Annotated in this window: 13 protein-coding genes; 2 read left to right on the top strand and 11 right to left on the bottom strand. The window is 72.1% G+C overall.

The window, feature by feature from the left end; genetic code table 11:
• Window positions 1-13: 13 nt before the first annotated feature.
• Window positions 14-1,255 carry an EAL domain-containing protein gene (locus BLS70_RS05325; protein WP_091764592.1) on the bottom strand — a complete coding sequence of 414 codons (1,242 nt, stop codon included), beginning with the start codon at window positions 1,253-1,255 and terminating at the stop codon, window positions 14-16.
• A 110-nt stretch (window positions 1,256-1,365) separates the two neighbouring features.
• Here BLS70_RS05325 and ychF point away from each other — a divergent pair, with 110 nt between their 5' ends.
• The gene (ychF, locus tag BLS70_RS05320) at window positions 1,366-2,439 is read left to right on the top strand and encodes a redox-regulated ATPase YchF (protein WP_091764591.1); all 1,074 of its coding nucleotides are present in this window, start codon (window positions 1,366-1,368) and stop codon (window positions 2,437-2,439) included.
• A 30-nt stretch (window positions 2,440-2,469) separates the two neighbouring features.
• Here the strand turns inward: ychF and BLS70_RS05315 are convergent, their stop codons facing one another.
• Window positions 2,470-3,291: a tyrosine-type recombinase/integrase gene (locus BLS70_RS05315; protein WP_255362250.1), complete on the bottom strand. Its 822-nt coding sequence runs from the start codon at window positions 3,289-3,291 to the stop codon at window positions 2,470-2,472.
• A 938-nt stretch (window positions 3,292-4,229) separates the two neighbouring features.
• Here BLS70_RS05315 and BLS70_RS05310 point away from each other — a divergent pair.
• Window positions 4,230-4,637 carry a four-helix bundle copper-binding protein gene (locus BLS70_RS05310; protein ID WP_091764590.1) on the top strand — a complete coding sequence of 136 codons (408 nt, stop codon included), beginning with the start codon at window positions 4,230-4,232 and terminating at the stop codon, window positions 4,635-4,637.
• Between the two features lie 53 nt (window positions 4,638-4,690).
• On the opposite strand, the gene BLS70_RS05305 is transcribed toward BLS70_RS05310, so the two are convergent.
• The 9 genes from BLS70_RS05305 to BLS70_RS05270 form a co-directional block, all read right to left on the bottom strand.
• On the bottom strand, window positions 4,691-5,557 hold the full coding sequence (locus tag BLS70_RS05305; RefSeq protein WP_255362249.1) for a F510_1955 family glycosylhydrolase: 867 nt from the start codon (window positions 5,555-5,557) through the stop codon (window positions 4,691-4,693).
• An 82-nt stretch (window positions 5,558-5,639) separates the two neighbouring features.
• Window positions 5,640-6,275, bottom strand: coding sequence for a DUF305 domain-containing protein (locus tag BLS70_RS05300; RefSeq protein ID WP_091764589.1), 636 nt, complete (start codon window positions 6,273-6,275; stop codon window positions 5,640-5,642).
• A gap of 93 nt (window positions 6,276-6,368) precedes the next feature.
• Window positions 6,369-6,833, bottom strand: coding sequence for a hypothetical protein (locus BLS70_RS05295; protein ID WP_143030348.1), 465 nt, complete (start codon window positions 6,831-6,833; stop codon window positions 6,369-6,371).
• Window positions 6,834-6,906: 73 nt separating this feature from the next.
• Window positions 6,907-9,351: a heavy metal translocating P-type ATPase gene (locus BLS70_RS05290; protein ID WP_091764862.1), complete on the bottom strand. Its 2,445-nt coding sequence runs from the start codon at window positions 9,349-9,351 to the stop codon at window positions 6,907-6,909.
• A 142-nt stretch (window positions 9,352-9,493) separates the two neighbouring features.
• Window positions 9,494-9,616, bottom strand: a complete 123-nt coding sequence (locus tag BLS70_RS21200) for a hypothetical protein (protein WP_255362248.1) — start codon at window positions 9,614-9,616, stop codon at window positions 9,494-9,496.
• Window positions 9,617-9,861: 245 nt separating this feature from the next.
• Window positions 9,862-10,818 carry a phosphotransferase enzyme family protein gene (locus tag BLS70_RS05285; RefSeq protein WP_176946296.1) on the bottom strand — a complete coding sequence of 319 codons (957 nt, stop codon included), beginning with the start codon at window positions 10,816-10,818 and terminating at the stop codon, window positions 9,862-9,864.
• 44 nt (window positions 10,819-10,862) lie between these two features.
• Window positions 10,863-11,432 carry a TIGR03086 family metal-binding protein gene (locus BLS70_RS05280; protein ID WP_091764587.1) on the bottom strand — a complete coding sequence of 190 codons (570 nt, stop codon included), beginning with the start codon at window positions 11,430-11,432 and terminating at the stop codon, window positions 10,863-10,865.
• A gap of 141 nt (window positions 11,433-11,573) precedes the next feature.
• A complete protein-coding gene (locus BLS70_RS05275) occupies window positions 11,574-12,071 on the bottom strand; it encodes a hypothetical protein (RefSeq protein WP_091764586.1) in 498 nt (165 codons plus the stop codon).
• A gap of 148 nt (window positions 12,072-12,219) precedes the next feature.
• Window positions 12,220-13,908, bottom strand: coding sequence for a M48 family metalloprotease (locus tag BLS70_RS05270; RefSeq protein WP_091764585.1), 1,689 nt, complete (start codon window positions 13,906-13,908; stop codon window positions 12,220-12,222).
• Between the last annotated feature and the right edge of the window lie 91 nt (window positions 13,909-13,999).

Genomic DNA, 13,999 nt, shown 5'->3' with positions numbered 1-13,999 from the left:
GTGGAGCCGTGGGTCAGGTGCGGCGCGCGAGAGTCCGGCGCGGGCGGGGCACGGGGATGGGCGCCGCGGGTGCCGGCTCGGGCTCCGGCGCGCCGACCGGTTCGGGCACTGCCGGCCGGCCGAAGTGCCAGCCCTGCCCGTAGTCGACCGCCAGGTCCCGGAGGACGGCGGCCTCCTCGGCGGTCTCGATGCCCTCGGCCACGACGCGGGCGCCCAGTCCTCGGGCGAAGTCCACGAGCGAGCGGATGAGGATGCTCCGGACCGGGTCGGCGTCCACGCCGGTGACCAGGCTCCGGTCGATCTTGATGACGTCGGGCGAGGTGACGACGATGTGCCGCAACGAGGAGAAGCCCGCCCCGACGTCGTCGATGGCCAGCCGCAGCCCGGCCGCACGGAAGGGCGCCAGCACCGCCATGAGCGCGTCGTAGTCCTCCACGGGGTCGTGCTCCGAGAGCTCGAGCAGCACCCGGTCCACGGGCAGCTCGGCGAGCAACTCCGTGAATGCCGGGGTCATCAGGGTGCCGGGTGAGACGTTCATGGCGACGTAGCCCTCCACGACCTGGAGGTGCTCGGCGGCGCGGCGGAGGGCGAGGAGTTCGAGCTCGTCGCCCCGGCCCACGCTGTGCGCCTCGGCGAAGACGACGTCGGGCGTGCGCTCCCACTCGGCGGGGAAGCGGCTGAGGGCCTCGGACCCGACGCGGACGCCGGTGCCCAGGTCGACGATGGGCTGGAGCGCGACCGCCGGCCCGCCGCCGGCCACGACCGGGTCCAGCCGGTGCTCGATCTCGGTGCGCCGCTCGGTCTCCTTGACCTGCGGCTCGATGATCACGGAGGCGGCCGAGGCGAGGACGTCCATCAGCGCCTTGTCGCGCTTGGTGAGGTCCTTGTCCGAGGTGAGACCGGCCGCGCAGAACGTGCCGTAGAGGGTGCCGTCGGAGAGGGTGACGGGCACCGACACGTAGCTGCGGATGCGCGGCATGCGCGCCGCGGGCAGCCTCATCGCGGCGGGGTGGACCTTGAGGTCCGGGATCACCGCGGGCAGCTTCTTGTCCAGGATCGCCTGGCACAGCGTCGTCTCCTGGACCTGCGTGACGCCCTCCTGGAACAGGAAGGGCACCGAGGACTCCACGACCTCGAGGTGCTGGGTGGTGCCGTCGAGCCGGGAGAGGAACGCCACGGAGAGGTGCAACGACTTCTTCGCCGTCCGGAGCAGCTCGGCGATCTGCTGCTCGGCGTCGGTGCGGGTCTTCCCCATGACACGTCCCTTCGACTGGTCCGCATCAGTCGTCGGCGTCCCGGTCGCGGAACTGGAGCAGCGCCTCATCCGGACGGGGCGGGTGCACGCGGCACGTAACCTGACCTCCCGTGAGCCTCACCATCGGGATCGTCGGCCTGCCCAACGTCGGCAAGTCGACCCTCTTCAACGCCCTGACCAAGAACGACGTGCTGGCGGCGAACTACCCGTTCGCGACCATCGAGCCCAACGTCGGCGTCGTGGGCGTGCCCGACCCCCGGCTGGAGAAGCTCGCCGAGATCTTCGGCAGCCAGAAGATCATCCCGGCCACCGTGTCGTTCGTCGACATCGCCGGCATCGTCCGCGGCGCCAGCGAGGGCGCGGGCCTGGGCAACAAGTTCCTCGCCAACATCCGCGAGAGCGACGCGATCTGCCAGGTCATCCGGGTGTTCACCGACCCCGACGTCGTCCACGTCGACGGCAAGGTCAGCCCGGCCGACGACATCGAGACGATCAACACCGAGCTCGTGCTGGCCGACATGCAGACGCTGGAGAAGGCGGTCCCGCGGCTGGAGAAGGAGTCGCGGAAGGACAAGGAGCGCGCCGCTCTGCTGTCCGCCGCTCTCGAGGCGCAGAAGGTGCTGGACGAGGGGCGCACCCTGTTCGCCGCCGGCGTCGACCCGGAGCCCCTGCGCGAGCTGACCCTGATGACCACCAAGCCGTTCCTCTACGTGTTCAACGTGGACGCCGACGAGCTGGCGAACGAGGGGATGCTCGACGAGCTGCGTGCCCTGGTCGCCCCGGCCGAGGCGATCTTCCTCGACGCGCAGACCGAGTCCGAGCTCATCGAGCTGCCCGCCGAGGAGGCCGCCGAGCTGCTGGAGTCCATCGGGCAGAACGAGCCTGGCCTGGACCAGCTGGCCAAGGTCGGCTTCCGCACCCTCGGGCTGCAGACCTACCTGACCGCGGGCCCCAAGGAGGCGCGCGCCTGGACCATCCCGGTCGGCGCCACCGCCCCGCAGGCCGCCGGCGTCATCCACACCGACTTCCAGCGCGGCTTCATCAAGGCCGAGATCATCTCCTACGACCAGCTGGTCGAGGCCGGCTCCATGGCCGAGGCCAAGTCCAAGGGCTGGGTCCGCATGGAGGGCAAGGAGTACGTCATGGCCGACGGCGACGTGGTGGAGTTCCGCTTCAACGTCTAACCCTGGCCAAGTCTGCTGGCCAGACGTCTGTCAGCGCCACCCGGTCCGCAGAGGGTCCGCTGGATCGTCGAGCGCTGCGGACATCAGACCGTCCGTGGCGGCTCGGGTGCGGTCCTCCGCGTCGGGCCAGAGGTGGCCGTAGGGGTTCAGCGTCGTGGTCGCCGAGGCGTGCCCGAGGGCCCGTTGCACGGTGACGACGTCGCACCCGGAGGCGATGAGCCCGGAGGCGAGGAAGTGCCGCAGGTCGTGCAGCCGCAAGCCCGTCAGGCCGGCTGCTGACGTCGCCTTGCGCCACTGGTGCCCGACGGTGTTCTGGTGCGGCGGAGTGCCGGTCGGGGTGGGGAAGAGCCAGCGTTCCGGATCGCCGCTGGATAGGTGATGCTCCACGTGCCCGGCGAGCAGGGTGAGCAGCCGGTCGGGGACGACGATCCTCCGCTCCGAGCCGTGCTTGGGTGCCCGCAGTTCGACCGTGCCGCCGGGTCCTCGCTGGACCTGCCGGCTGATGACCACTCGGCGCCGGAGGAAGTCGACGTCGCCGACCTGCAGCGCAGCCGCCTCTCCGAGTCGGAGGCCGCCGGAGGCGCAGATGGCGATGTAGGTGGCGAACCGGTCGTCGGCCGCGGGGAGCAGCGCGCCGACCTGGGGCGGCGTGGGGATGCTCATGGCGTGTTCGCGGCGCCGGCGGCGGGGGAGTGTCACCCCGCCGCTGGGGTCGGTTGCGATGACCCGGTCGCGGACGGCGCCGCGCAGGACGGCGCGCACGTTCTGCACCCGGGTGTGGACGGTGCCCGGAGCCAGGCCGGCCGCGATCATCTGCTTGACCCACGACTCGACGTGCGACCGTCGGAGCAACCGCAGCTCGACATCGGTGAAGGTGGCGGTTCGGAAAGCGCGGCAAGAACAAGTTGAGGCAGGCCGAGGAGTGGTTGAACGCCGAGGGGGGTCAGGCGGCGGCGAAGTGGATCCGTGCCTACCAGGAGTGGCGCGAACAGGTGGACGCCCTCCGTGGTTCGTAGCCGGTAGCCGATAGCGGGTGATCGAACGGAGGGCGGACGCCGGCGCACCCACGCAGCCGAGGACGATCTCAAGGTGCGAACGGGGGACGGCGCGGTCGCCGGGCAGAACCTTCGCGCAGGCACCCCGCTGCGCGCTGCGGGATGACTGCGAACGCCGTGGTTCCCCGGCGACTCGACGAGTTCCACGCGATCCGCGCACCTGGCCGTCGTCGACGATCGTCGCCGCCTACTCGTTGCAACGAATCCACGTGAACCCTTGATGCATGAGGTGTGTCAGGTCGGAGGGGTGGGGTGACGCCGGCTGCGGGTGCCGGCGTGCTGCTGGGGTGGCGCTCGGGTCGGGGGCCGTGTTCAGAGGGCGTGTGACGATCCGGCGGTCGGTCAGCTGGACGAACGGGGGCAGCGGTGGTCAGAACGGCGAATCGCAGGCGGCGGCGATAACGAAGGCGCGCGAGCAACCACGGGCCTTGGACGCCGCCCGCGATGAGCACGACCGTCGGGTCGAGTAGACGAGGCCGAGGCGCTCTTGGCCTTGGAGGCGCGAACCGACGCTGAGCCGCGGGATCCGGTTTGCGACCGCCTGATGGGGGGTCCGCGCTGCTGCGCTGCGCTGCGCTTGCGACTTCGGTGCTCGCGAGAGCCCTGAACGCCGTTCGGCAGGTGACGACCCCGTGACGTCGGTGCGCGATACCCACCGGTGGGTAGACCTACGCCAGGGCCGGTTCGAACCGTGACAGCGCTGGGCTGTCGGCGCCGGCGTGAGGAGGAGGTCACATGACTGTCGCTGCTCAGATGCTGGACACCTATCCGAAGGGTCTCGGCGGGGTGGAGCGGGAGAAGCTGACCGCCTGCATCGAGGCGTGCTTCGAGTGCGCTCAGGCTTGCACCGCGTGCGCGGATGCCTGCTTGTCCGAGGACATGGTTGCCGAGTTGACCAAGTGCATCCGCACCAATGCCGACTGCGCCGACGTCTGCGACGTCACCGGGCGGGTGCTGTCACGGCATACCGGCTACGACGCGAATCTGACGCGGGCGGTGCTGGAGGCCTGCGCGGCAGCGTGCAAGGCGTGCGGCGACGAGTGCGAGCAGCACGCGTCGATGCACGAGCACTGCCGGATCTGCGCCGAGGCCTGCCGCCGCTGCGAGGCCGCCTGCCGCGACCTCATCGCCTCCCTCGGCTGAGGGTTCCGCCCGGCCGCCGGCCGGTGATGCCGGCCGGCGGCGAGGCGGATGCGTCAGTACCCGAGCAGCCGGGTGAAGGTGCGCCCGCCGTCGACGGACCGCATGAGGCCCTCGTCGGTCACGACAGCAATCTCCAGCGGGCGGCCGGCGCTGGCGGTGGCCGCGACTGCGTGCGGCGCCGAAGCGAGCCCGCCGGTCTGGCGCCAGGTAGCTGCGGCGTCGGTGCTCATCCACACCCCGCCCTCCGGATCCACCCCGACCGCGGTGGTGCCGTCCTCCGCCCAGGTGGCCACCTGAAGCACCGGCGCAGCGGTCACCACTGCCCAGCTGCCGCCGGCATCGGTCGAACGCAACACCCCCTGGGCGGTAGTGGCCAGCACGGTGCCGCCGTCAGGGGCGGCGGCCAGCGTGTGCGGCTCCGCCGGGATGGACAGCTCCTCCCAAGCACGTCCGTCGGCGCTGCGGCGCAGCGCGCCGTCAAACCCCAGCACGCCGCCGCCGGGCAGGGCGGTCAGGGCGTGGAAGTCCGACTCACCGGCCCGGGACACCGACGCCCAGGTCTGCCCGCCGTCGGTGGAGGAGATGAGCCCTACCGGGTTCGGCAGATCGACGCGCAGCCCGGGGTGACCCGACGCGAGGTAGTGGTCAGATCCGGTGACGGTGAAGCCCATCAGGTCGATGACCGGCCCCAGCGTGGCCGCGGTGCCGTCGTCGGCGACTTCGACGAGCCCCTGGTGTGTGGCCACAAGCAGTGCGCCGTCGCCGGGATCGTAGGCCAGGCCATGCACATGCCCGGGTGGCAGCGCGACGGTGTCGGCGGGCGGGGCGGCGTCGGCGGGCGCCGGGGCTGCGTCCGAGCAGCCAGTCAGCGCAGCGGCCAGGCCGGCGGCTGCGGTCAGGACGTAGCGCGATGAGCGCATGACTTCTCCGAGATGTGGTGCGGATGAGAGCGGGCGGATCCGCGGCGGGGTGAGCACCGTGCTCACCCCGCCGCGGCAATGGTCAGCCGCCGAGCTCGGTGAGCAGTTGCTCCATCGCCGCGATCTCGCCGACCTGGGTGTCGCGGATGGTTTCGGCCATCGCCAGGGCCTCGCTGTTGCGGCCTTCGGCCAGTTCGGCTTCGGCCATGTCCACTGCGCCGCGGTGGTGGACGACCATCTCCTCGAGGAACAGCCGGTCGAACTCCGCGCCGGTCGCGTCCATCAGCGCGGCCATGTCCATGCCGCCCATGTGGCCGGAGTCCGCGCTTTCGTGGTCCATGCTGCCGTGGTCCATGCCGCTGTCGGTGGCGGCACCCCACTCGGCCAGCCAGCCGTTGAGGGTGTCGATCTCGGGCCCCTGCGCGGCCTCGATGCGGGAGGCGAGGTCCAGCACGCGGGGGTCCGCGGCCCGGCCAGCAGCCAGCTGGGCCATCTCGATGGCTCCCTTGTGGTGCGGCACCATGCCGCTGGCGAAGGCGATGTCGGCGTCGTTGTGCTCCGTCTCGGCGCTGGCGCTGGTGCTGTCCGAAGGCTGGCTGCTGCTGGCAGAACCAGCCCCGGCGGCGTCGGAGCTGTCCTCGCCACAGGCGGTGAGGACGAGGCTGCTGGCGACGAGGGCGGCGGCGAGGTGGGGCAGACGTGCGGTGGTGCGGGTCATCTCTCTGCTTCTCTCTGCTGGAGGGGATGAAGGCGTGACGACCGCCGCCGGGCCACGACGAGGGTGGCGGGGCGGGCGGTGGGACGGTTGGGCCTAGATCCGCAGGACGCAGAGTGCAAAGAGCTCCGGTGGCCGGAGCGTGGGTAGTGAGCCGGCAGCGCGGGTGAACGCGGGACGGGCAGCGGCCCAGCCGAGCCGCAGCAGTCGCAGACCGGCGAGGGTCGACAGCAGGGCGAGGCCAGCGGCCAGCACGGCGAGGCAGATTGCCCACAGGTGTGCGGCGCCGTTGTGCGGCGCCGTGACGCTCCGGCCGTGCGCGGCCGTGCCCGCGTTGCCCGCCGCGTCGGGCGCCGGAGTGGCTGCGGTGTGCTCGGCGACGGGCATCGCGGCGGCCGTGGTGGTGACCGCCGGATCGGTTGGCTTTCCGTGGCCGGCGGTCACGGCGGACAGCAACGGGGTGGCGCCGGTGTGGTCGGCGGAGGCGCACTGGAGCCCGTGCATGAGCACGACCGCACCCAGCAACAGCAGTGCTGTCCACAACCGCGCGCCCATGCTCACCCCCCTCTCGCTCCACGGTAGGCGGCCCGCCCGGTGACTCGCCGGGGAGGGCCGCCTCCGTGTGCCGTGTCCGTCAGCGGGACGCAGGCTCCGGTTCGGGTGCCGCGTTCGCCTGCGGCGCTGGTGCCGGCGGTGCGCCCGGCAGCCGCAGTCGCTTGAGCAGCAGTGCGTTCACCGCCACCAGGAACGAGGACCCCGACATCGTGAGTGCCGCGATCTCCGGGCGCAGCACCAGACCCCAGGAGGCGAACACCCCGGCGGCGATCGGCAGCGCCAGCCCGTTGTAGGTGATCGCCCAGGCGAGGTTCTGCTTCTCCTTGCGCACCGTCGCCTGGCCGATGGTCAGCGCCGTCGGCACACCGAGGGGGTCTGACGTCATCAGGACCACGTCGGCGCTCTCGATGGCCACGTCGGTGCCGGCGCCGATCGCGACACCGACATCAGCGGTGGCCAGCGCGGGAGCGTCGTTCACGCCGTCCCCGACGAAGGCGACCTTCGCGCCGCCGGCCTGCAATTCGGCGATCTTGGTTGCCTTGTCCGCGGGCAGGACCTCGGCGATGACCTCGTCGATACCGAGCGTGTCGCCGATGCGCCGGCCGGTGGCGGCGTTGTCCCCGGTGATCATGACAACCCGGACACCTGCCTCGTGCAAGGCCGCGACCGCCGCTGCGGAGCTCGGGCGCGCTGCGTCGGCCAGCGCGATGACGGCGACGGCGTGCCCGTCGATGGCGACGAGCACCGCGGTACGCCCGCCGGCGGCCAGTTGGTCCCGACGGGGGCCCAGCCGCCCGAGGTCGACACCTTCGGCGGCCAGCAGCTTGGCGTTGCCCACGGCGACGGTCCGGCCGTCGACCTGTGCGATGGCTCCGTGTCCGGGCACGTTGTGGAACCCGGTCGCGGGCAGCACCGGCGCTGCGCGGTCTGCGGCGTAGGCGGCGACCGCAGCGGCCAGAGGGTGCTCGGACTCCCGCTCCACGGCGGCGGCCAGCGCCAGCACGGTGTCCTCGTCCAGGCCTACGGCGCTTCCGTCGACGATGACGTCGGTGACCTCCGGCTCGCCCTTTGTCAGGGTGCCGGTCTTGTCGAAGGCCACCGTGGCGATGTGCGCGGCGGTCTCCAGCGCGGTCGCGCTCTTGAAGAGCACACCGCGCTGGGCGCCCAGGCCGGTGCCGACCATGATGGCGGTCGGGGTGGCCAGGCCTAGGGCGTCGGGGCAGGTGATGACCACGACCGTCACCGCGAACAGCATGGCGGTCGCCAGCGACGCCCCGACGGCCAGCCACACCGCCAGCGTCAGGGCGCCGCCGATGAGCGCGACCAGGACCAGCCAGAACGCGGCCCGGTCGGCCAGTCGCTGCCCGGGCGCCTTGGACGCCTGCGCCTGCTGGACCAGGGCGACGATCTGCGCCAGCGCTGTGTCCGAGCCGACTTTCGTCGCCCGCACCCGCAGCGTGCCGGTCGTGTTGACCGACGCGCCGATGACCTGGCCGCCCGATGCCTTGGGCACCGGCAGGCTTTCGCCGGTCACCATCGACTCGTCGACCTCGGACTCGCCGTCTTCCACGACTCCGTCGACGGGCACCTTCGCACCGGGGCGGACCAGCAGCAGGTCACCGACGACCACCTCGGCGGTGGGCACCTCGACCGGCTGGCCGTCGCGGAGGACCACCGCGCGCGGCGGCGCCAGCTCGAGCAGGGTGCGGATGGCGTCGTTCGCCCCGCCGCGGGCGCGCATCTCGAACCAGTGGCCGAGCAGCACGAATGCGGTCAGCACGGTCGCGGCCTCGTAGAACACCTCGCCACCGCCGGTGAAGGTGATGACCACGCTGTAGCCCCAGCCAGCCCCGATGGCCACGGCGACGAGCACCATCATGTCCAGGGTGCGGGCCTTGAGCGCACGGTAGGCACCGTCGAAGAAAATCCAGGCCGACCAGAAGATGACCGGCAGGCTCAGCGCCAGCGAGAAGACGTCGTCACGCAGCCCGAACGGGGCGGCGGTGTCGAAGCCGAGCACGTCCCGCCCGATCGGTGACCACAGCAGGATGGGCACCGAGAGCACCGCTGCGACCAGGAACCGGTTGCGCATGTCGCGGGCCATGTCGGCCATCGACATCGAGCCGTGGTGCCCGCCGTGACCCATCGCGTCCTGCGCGGTCATTGCGACCTGGCCGCCTGCGTCGTGACCGTCGTGACCGGGGTCCGCGTCGGAGGCCTCCGCCTCGGCGTCTTGCCGGTCCTGCCGGTCATGTGCTCGACTCGGCTCTGCCGCGGGGTCGCACACGTGCTGGGGAACCGACTGCCCGGCACAGTGGTAGCCGCACTCGCGCACCCACGCAGCCAGCTCGGTCACCGAGGTCTGCGTCGGGTCGTAGCTGACGGTGGCCGTCTGCCCGACTGGGTTGGCGTCCACTGCGAGCACGCCTGGCCGGCGACCGAGCAGCCGCTCAACCGTCGACTTCTCTGACGCCCAGTGCACTCCGGCGACCTCGAGCACGGCCGTCCGCTGTTGAGCTGGCATGACCACTCCTCCTCGGTCCGGCTTTCCTGCCGTACCTAGCACCGTACCCCCCTGGGGTATGCCCGCCAGGGGTGGAGGCGATCGATCGGCGGTGGGTCAACCGGTCGTCCCGCTGGTGGCGGGTGGGGAGTGGGTGCGCGAGTCAGTTGGAGGGGCGCAGTCCGGCAAGCGTCACGGCGACCAGCCGGTGCACCGCCTGCGAGGTCAGGCTCCCGGCCGCCGACAGTGCGCTGAGCCCGGACTCGGCGAGCTCGTCCAGTGGCACGTCAACGCGCCTCACCCGCCGCCGCGCCCTCGACGAGCAGATTCCGGAGGAAGTCTCGTAGCTGAGCGTGCGCCGCGTCGACGTGCCAGGGTCGACCCGCACATCCAGAGCCCAGTCCGCATCGAGTCCGCAGATTGTCCGCACAACGTTCGGTTTCGCCCGCGGCCCTCCATGAAGGCCCAGCGGTAGCAGTGCAGGTCGGAGACCGTCTCTCAGCGGAGCCACCACACGTCAGCGTCGTGGCCTCAGATGTCGAGCCCGAGTGGACCAGCGGTGGCAGCAAGGGCCTCGAAGCCTGCCTCGACCCAGCCCTCGGCCAGCGATGCGGTGCCCTCCGACGCCGGCCTGCGGACGAGATGGAAGTGGAGGTTCTGGAGGCAGTTCATGATGCGCAGCCAGGGCAGCGCCTCCAGCTCGACCGATGGGAGCGGTCGGACGGCGGTGTAGCCGGCCAGGAAGGCATCGGCGAAGCCGGTCGACAAAGCCGGGGTGAGGTCCTCGACCTGCCAACCCGGCCCGGCGAGATCCAGGTCGTAGAAGTGCAGTCCCGAGTCGCTGACATGGATGTTGTCCAGCGAGGCGTCGCCATGTCGGATCCCCCAGTGCAAGCCCTGGTCGGCGAGCCGGGTGAGTTGCCGCTGCGCCTCGGCGGCGGCACCCTCGATTAGACGCCGGCGAGGGGAGTCGGTGTCCAGTACATCGCTCACCTCGCGGACTTCGGAAGCCGTGCGGACGGTGCGACGCGGACGGCTGCTGCGGAAGTGGTCGGCAGCGACATGGAATTGTGCCAGCGATCTCCCGAGATCCCGGTAGAGGGCGTCGGTCCCCGGCGGCTGTGGCTTCTCGCCAGGCATCCACTCCGCCATGGCAACGGGGCGTTCTCCCTCGGGCGCGGACAGGATCCCGACGGTGTCGCCGTCGGCCAACGGCACGTCGGCGGCGATCGGGAACCCGGAGTCGGTGAGGTGTCGCGCCAGCTGCTGTTCCCAGCGCACCTCGTCGGGCGTCCACCGGCCTGCCCCGTAGACCTTCACGGCATAAGAGCGCACCGCGGTATCCACCCGGTAGACGTCGTTGGTGGACGACCGCACCAGGACGGCTCCGGTGACGGCAACCCGGTACTCGGACTCGACGAGGCGGCTCACGGTGGCGACGCTCGGCACGGACCTCACCCAGTCGCGCGAGCCGTCACGGCTGTCCACCCCCGGCACGCTAGCCACGCGGGGGGCGCCGCGGTGGCGGGAGGTCAGCGGGGATCGCGGCCGATGAAGGCGAGCAGCCGGGTCTGCGGGTCGGCGTCCGCAGGCACCGGCACCCGGGGCCCGTACTGACCGCTGGACCGCAGGAGCTCGTCCATCGGCTCCATGCCCTCGAGCATCGCCGCGCAGCGTTCGGGATCGAGCGTCTCGTCCTGCCCGGTGGCGCGGGCCAGGTCCCAGGAGTGCAGAAAGACGTCGGCGGTGAAGAACTGCGACACCGCGCGCGGCAGCGGCACGTCGCCGATGTGCGGATTGCGGACCACGAGGTCGGCGGACGCCGGGTCGTCGAGCAGCGCCTGCACCCCTGCGCTGAAGGTCCGCCAGGCGGCCACCGGGTCGTCGTCGACCGGCGGCCCGGTGGGCAGCTCGACACCGGCGCCCGCGTGCAGGAAGCCTGGGAACCACTCGACCAGGTGCCGGACGACGTCGCGTGCGCTCCAGCCGGCGACCGGGGCGGGCCGGTCCCAGGTCGCGGCGTCGCGGACCCCCTCGACCAGGCGGGTGAAGCGGCCGCCGATCTCGCGGTACTCCTCGGCGGGGGACTGGGCGGTGTCCATCTCGGCGTCCTCTCGTGGAAGCGGTCCCAGAGAAGACCTCCCGCCGGCGGGAACTCATCGGTCATGGGTCCGACGGGATCACCGCGGGGCGGGTGACCGCCGAACACCTGCTCCGACGGCCACCCGCGTGCGTCCGGTGCGTCAGGCCGTGACGAGGCTGCGCACGCTCTGGGTGAGCACCAGCGCCAGCCGGCGGGTCACGCGGAGACTCTGGTCGGCCAGTGCGTAGGTGGTCTCGATGACCTCCTCCGGACGCACGAGCACGGCCGGCACGAGGCTGCGCACGATCGTCGTCACGCCCTGCACGAGGCCCTCGACGGCATCCTCGCTGCTGTCGGCGGCCGAGGCGAGCTGCCGCCGGGCCTGCTCCTGCTCCTGCTCGCGCAGCTCCACGAGCAGGTCGCGGCGGACGGCGAGGACGAGCTGGCGGGCCCGCTCGTCGTGCGACCCGTTGCGCGACTCCTGCAGGACCTGTGCGGCCAGCAGCTCGCGGGCGCGGTCCTCCGCCTCGTCGCGGGTGCGCGCGAGCTCCTCCATCTCGTCGGGACCGCCGGTCGCGGGCTGCGGGGAGACGTCCGCGGTGCGCTTCGCCGCGGCGGTGTCGGTGGCCTTGGGGTTCGTGGCCGAGGGCGTGGTCATGGCTTCCTCCTGGGACGGTCGGCGTTCGGGCACCACGAGGCTCCGGCCGCGACATGACCCGGGGGCGAGCGCCGCGCACACAGCAGGGAAGGGCGCCGCCAACAGTGGGTTCCAGGGCCGTGGAGCGCCCTCGGCAGGCTGCGGCCACTCAGCCGGGGAGCGTCAGCAGCCACCATGCGACGCCGCCGGCCAGCGTGATGCCGAGCGACAGGGCGTAGGCGGCGACCCACGCGAAGCCGCGGACCCGCCCTCCCCGGGCGGGCACCAGCTCGCGGAGCTCGAGGACGGGAGCCGGCGTGCGGCGGTACCAGCCGCGGACGACGACCTCCTGCTCGAGGAGGTCGGGCACGCGGAGCAGGCCGAAGATGCTGCGCGCGAACGGCCAGGGCTGCTGGTAGAGCACGGGCACGAAGCCCGAGTCGTCCTGCACGACCAGGTCGGGCGAGAGCACGTAGCCGGGCATCCCGCGGCCGGTCACCTGGCCACGGACCTCGACCGGGATGCCGCTGGCCGGGTTCGCATCCAAGCGGGGCAGCAGCGAGGCGATCCGCTCGGTCGGTTCCGGGCTCCGGAGCGGCCGCTGCAGCGCGGTGCGGACGACCAGCGCGAGCCCCCCGAGGGTGGCGGCCTGCGCCATCAACACGCCGTCGTCCCAGGACCAGGCGACGAGGAACACGGCCAGGGCCACGAACGGTGCGTACCGGGCCACCGCCTCCGGGACGAAGCGCCGCCGTGCCCGGTCGAGATCGGGACCGGAGCAGGTGGTGGCGACCTCCCGCGCACTCCAGCGCTGCGGCGACCCGGGAAGGCCGCTGTCCTCGAGGGCAGCGATGCGTCGCACCACGAGGGGGTGGGTGGAGAAGAGCTGGCTGAACCGGGCCCACGGGGTGCAGGTGTCCCAGCGCAGCGCTCCGATGACCTCGGTCGGCTCCAGACCGCGCTCGGTGGCGGCGAGCACCGTTGCGCCCTGGCCGACGTCCGCGATGCCGAGCACCCCGGCCGCGCGCAGCCGGGAGGCGCGGCGCTCCTCCTTGGCTGCGGCCCGCTGGAGGTCCTTGTCCTTGCCCGCGCGCGCGGCGGTGATGCGGGACGCACGTGCGGCGTCCACCTTCCCCATGCCGTAGCCGATGGAGACCAGTGCGCTGCAGAGCGCGTCGCCGTCACCGGTGACGCGGCAGCTGTAGTGGTCCGCGCCCAGCTCCCGTGCCCGGCTGAGCGCCAGCACCACCAGCTGCGACAGCAGATAGCCGACGAAGCTGACCAGGGCCGGGACGACGGTGGCCTGCTGCCGGCTGTCCCGGAGCGCGAGGTAGGCGTAGTACAGGACGATCGGCACCGTCGCGGCGATCGCCATGACGACGACGTCGTTCTGCCGCACGTGCCCCACCTCGTGGCTGACCACTGCGTCGAGCTCGCGCTCGTCGAGCCGGTCGAGGAGGCCGCGGGTGACGTAGATGCGGGCGTTGCCCCGGGTGTGCCCGAAGGTGAAGGCGTTGGGGGTGCCGTCGTCCACGATGCCGAGCCGGACCGGCTCGACCCCGGCCTCGAGGCAGCGCCGCTCCACCATCTCGGCGAGCAGCCGGGCCCTCGGATAGTCCCTGACGTCGTACTCGAAGGTGTCGTACCGGCCCGTCTTCCGTGGGAGCTCGAACGCCGGGATCAACCAGCTGATCAGGTAGGGCGAGAGCGCCCACTGCGCGCCGACGACCACCACGGCCAGCACGACCGGCAGCCAGAGCGGCGCGCCCCACACGAGGAGCAGGGCGCCGGCCCCCGCGAGCAGGGTGGTGAGAGCCATGAGGGACAGCAGGGAGCGGCGCAGCACGTAACCGGTCACGGTCTCGGTCCTCCTGGCAGCGTCAGGTATGAGGCGAGGTGCGCGCACTGCACGGCGCCGAGCGGGACCGTGCGGTCACATCCTCGCCTGC

Origin of the sequence: Blastococcus aurantiacus (assembly GCF_900102425.1) — a bacterium.
Taxonomy (GTDB): Bacteria; Actinomycetota; Actinomycetes; order Mycobacteriales; family Geodermatophilaceae; genus Blastococcus; species Blastococcus aurantiacus.
Note: the sequence above shows the minus strand (reverse complement) of the source record. Positions and strands in the feature narration are given on the sequence as shown.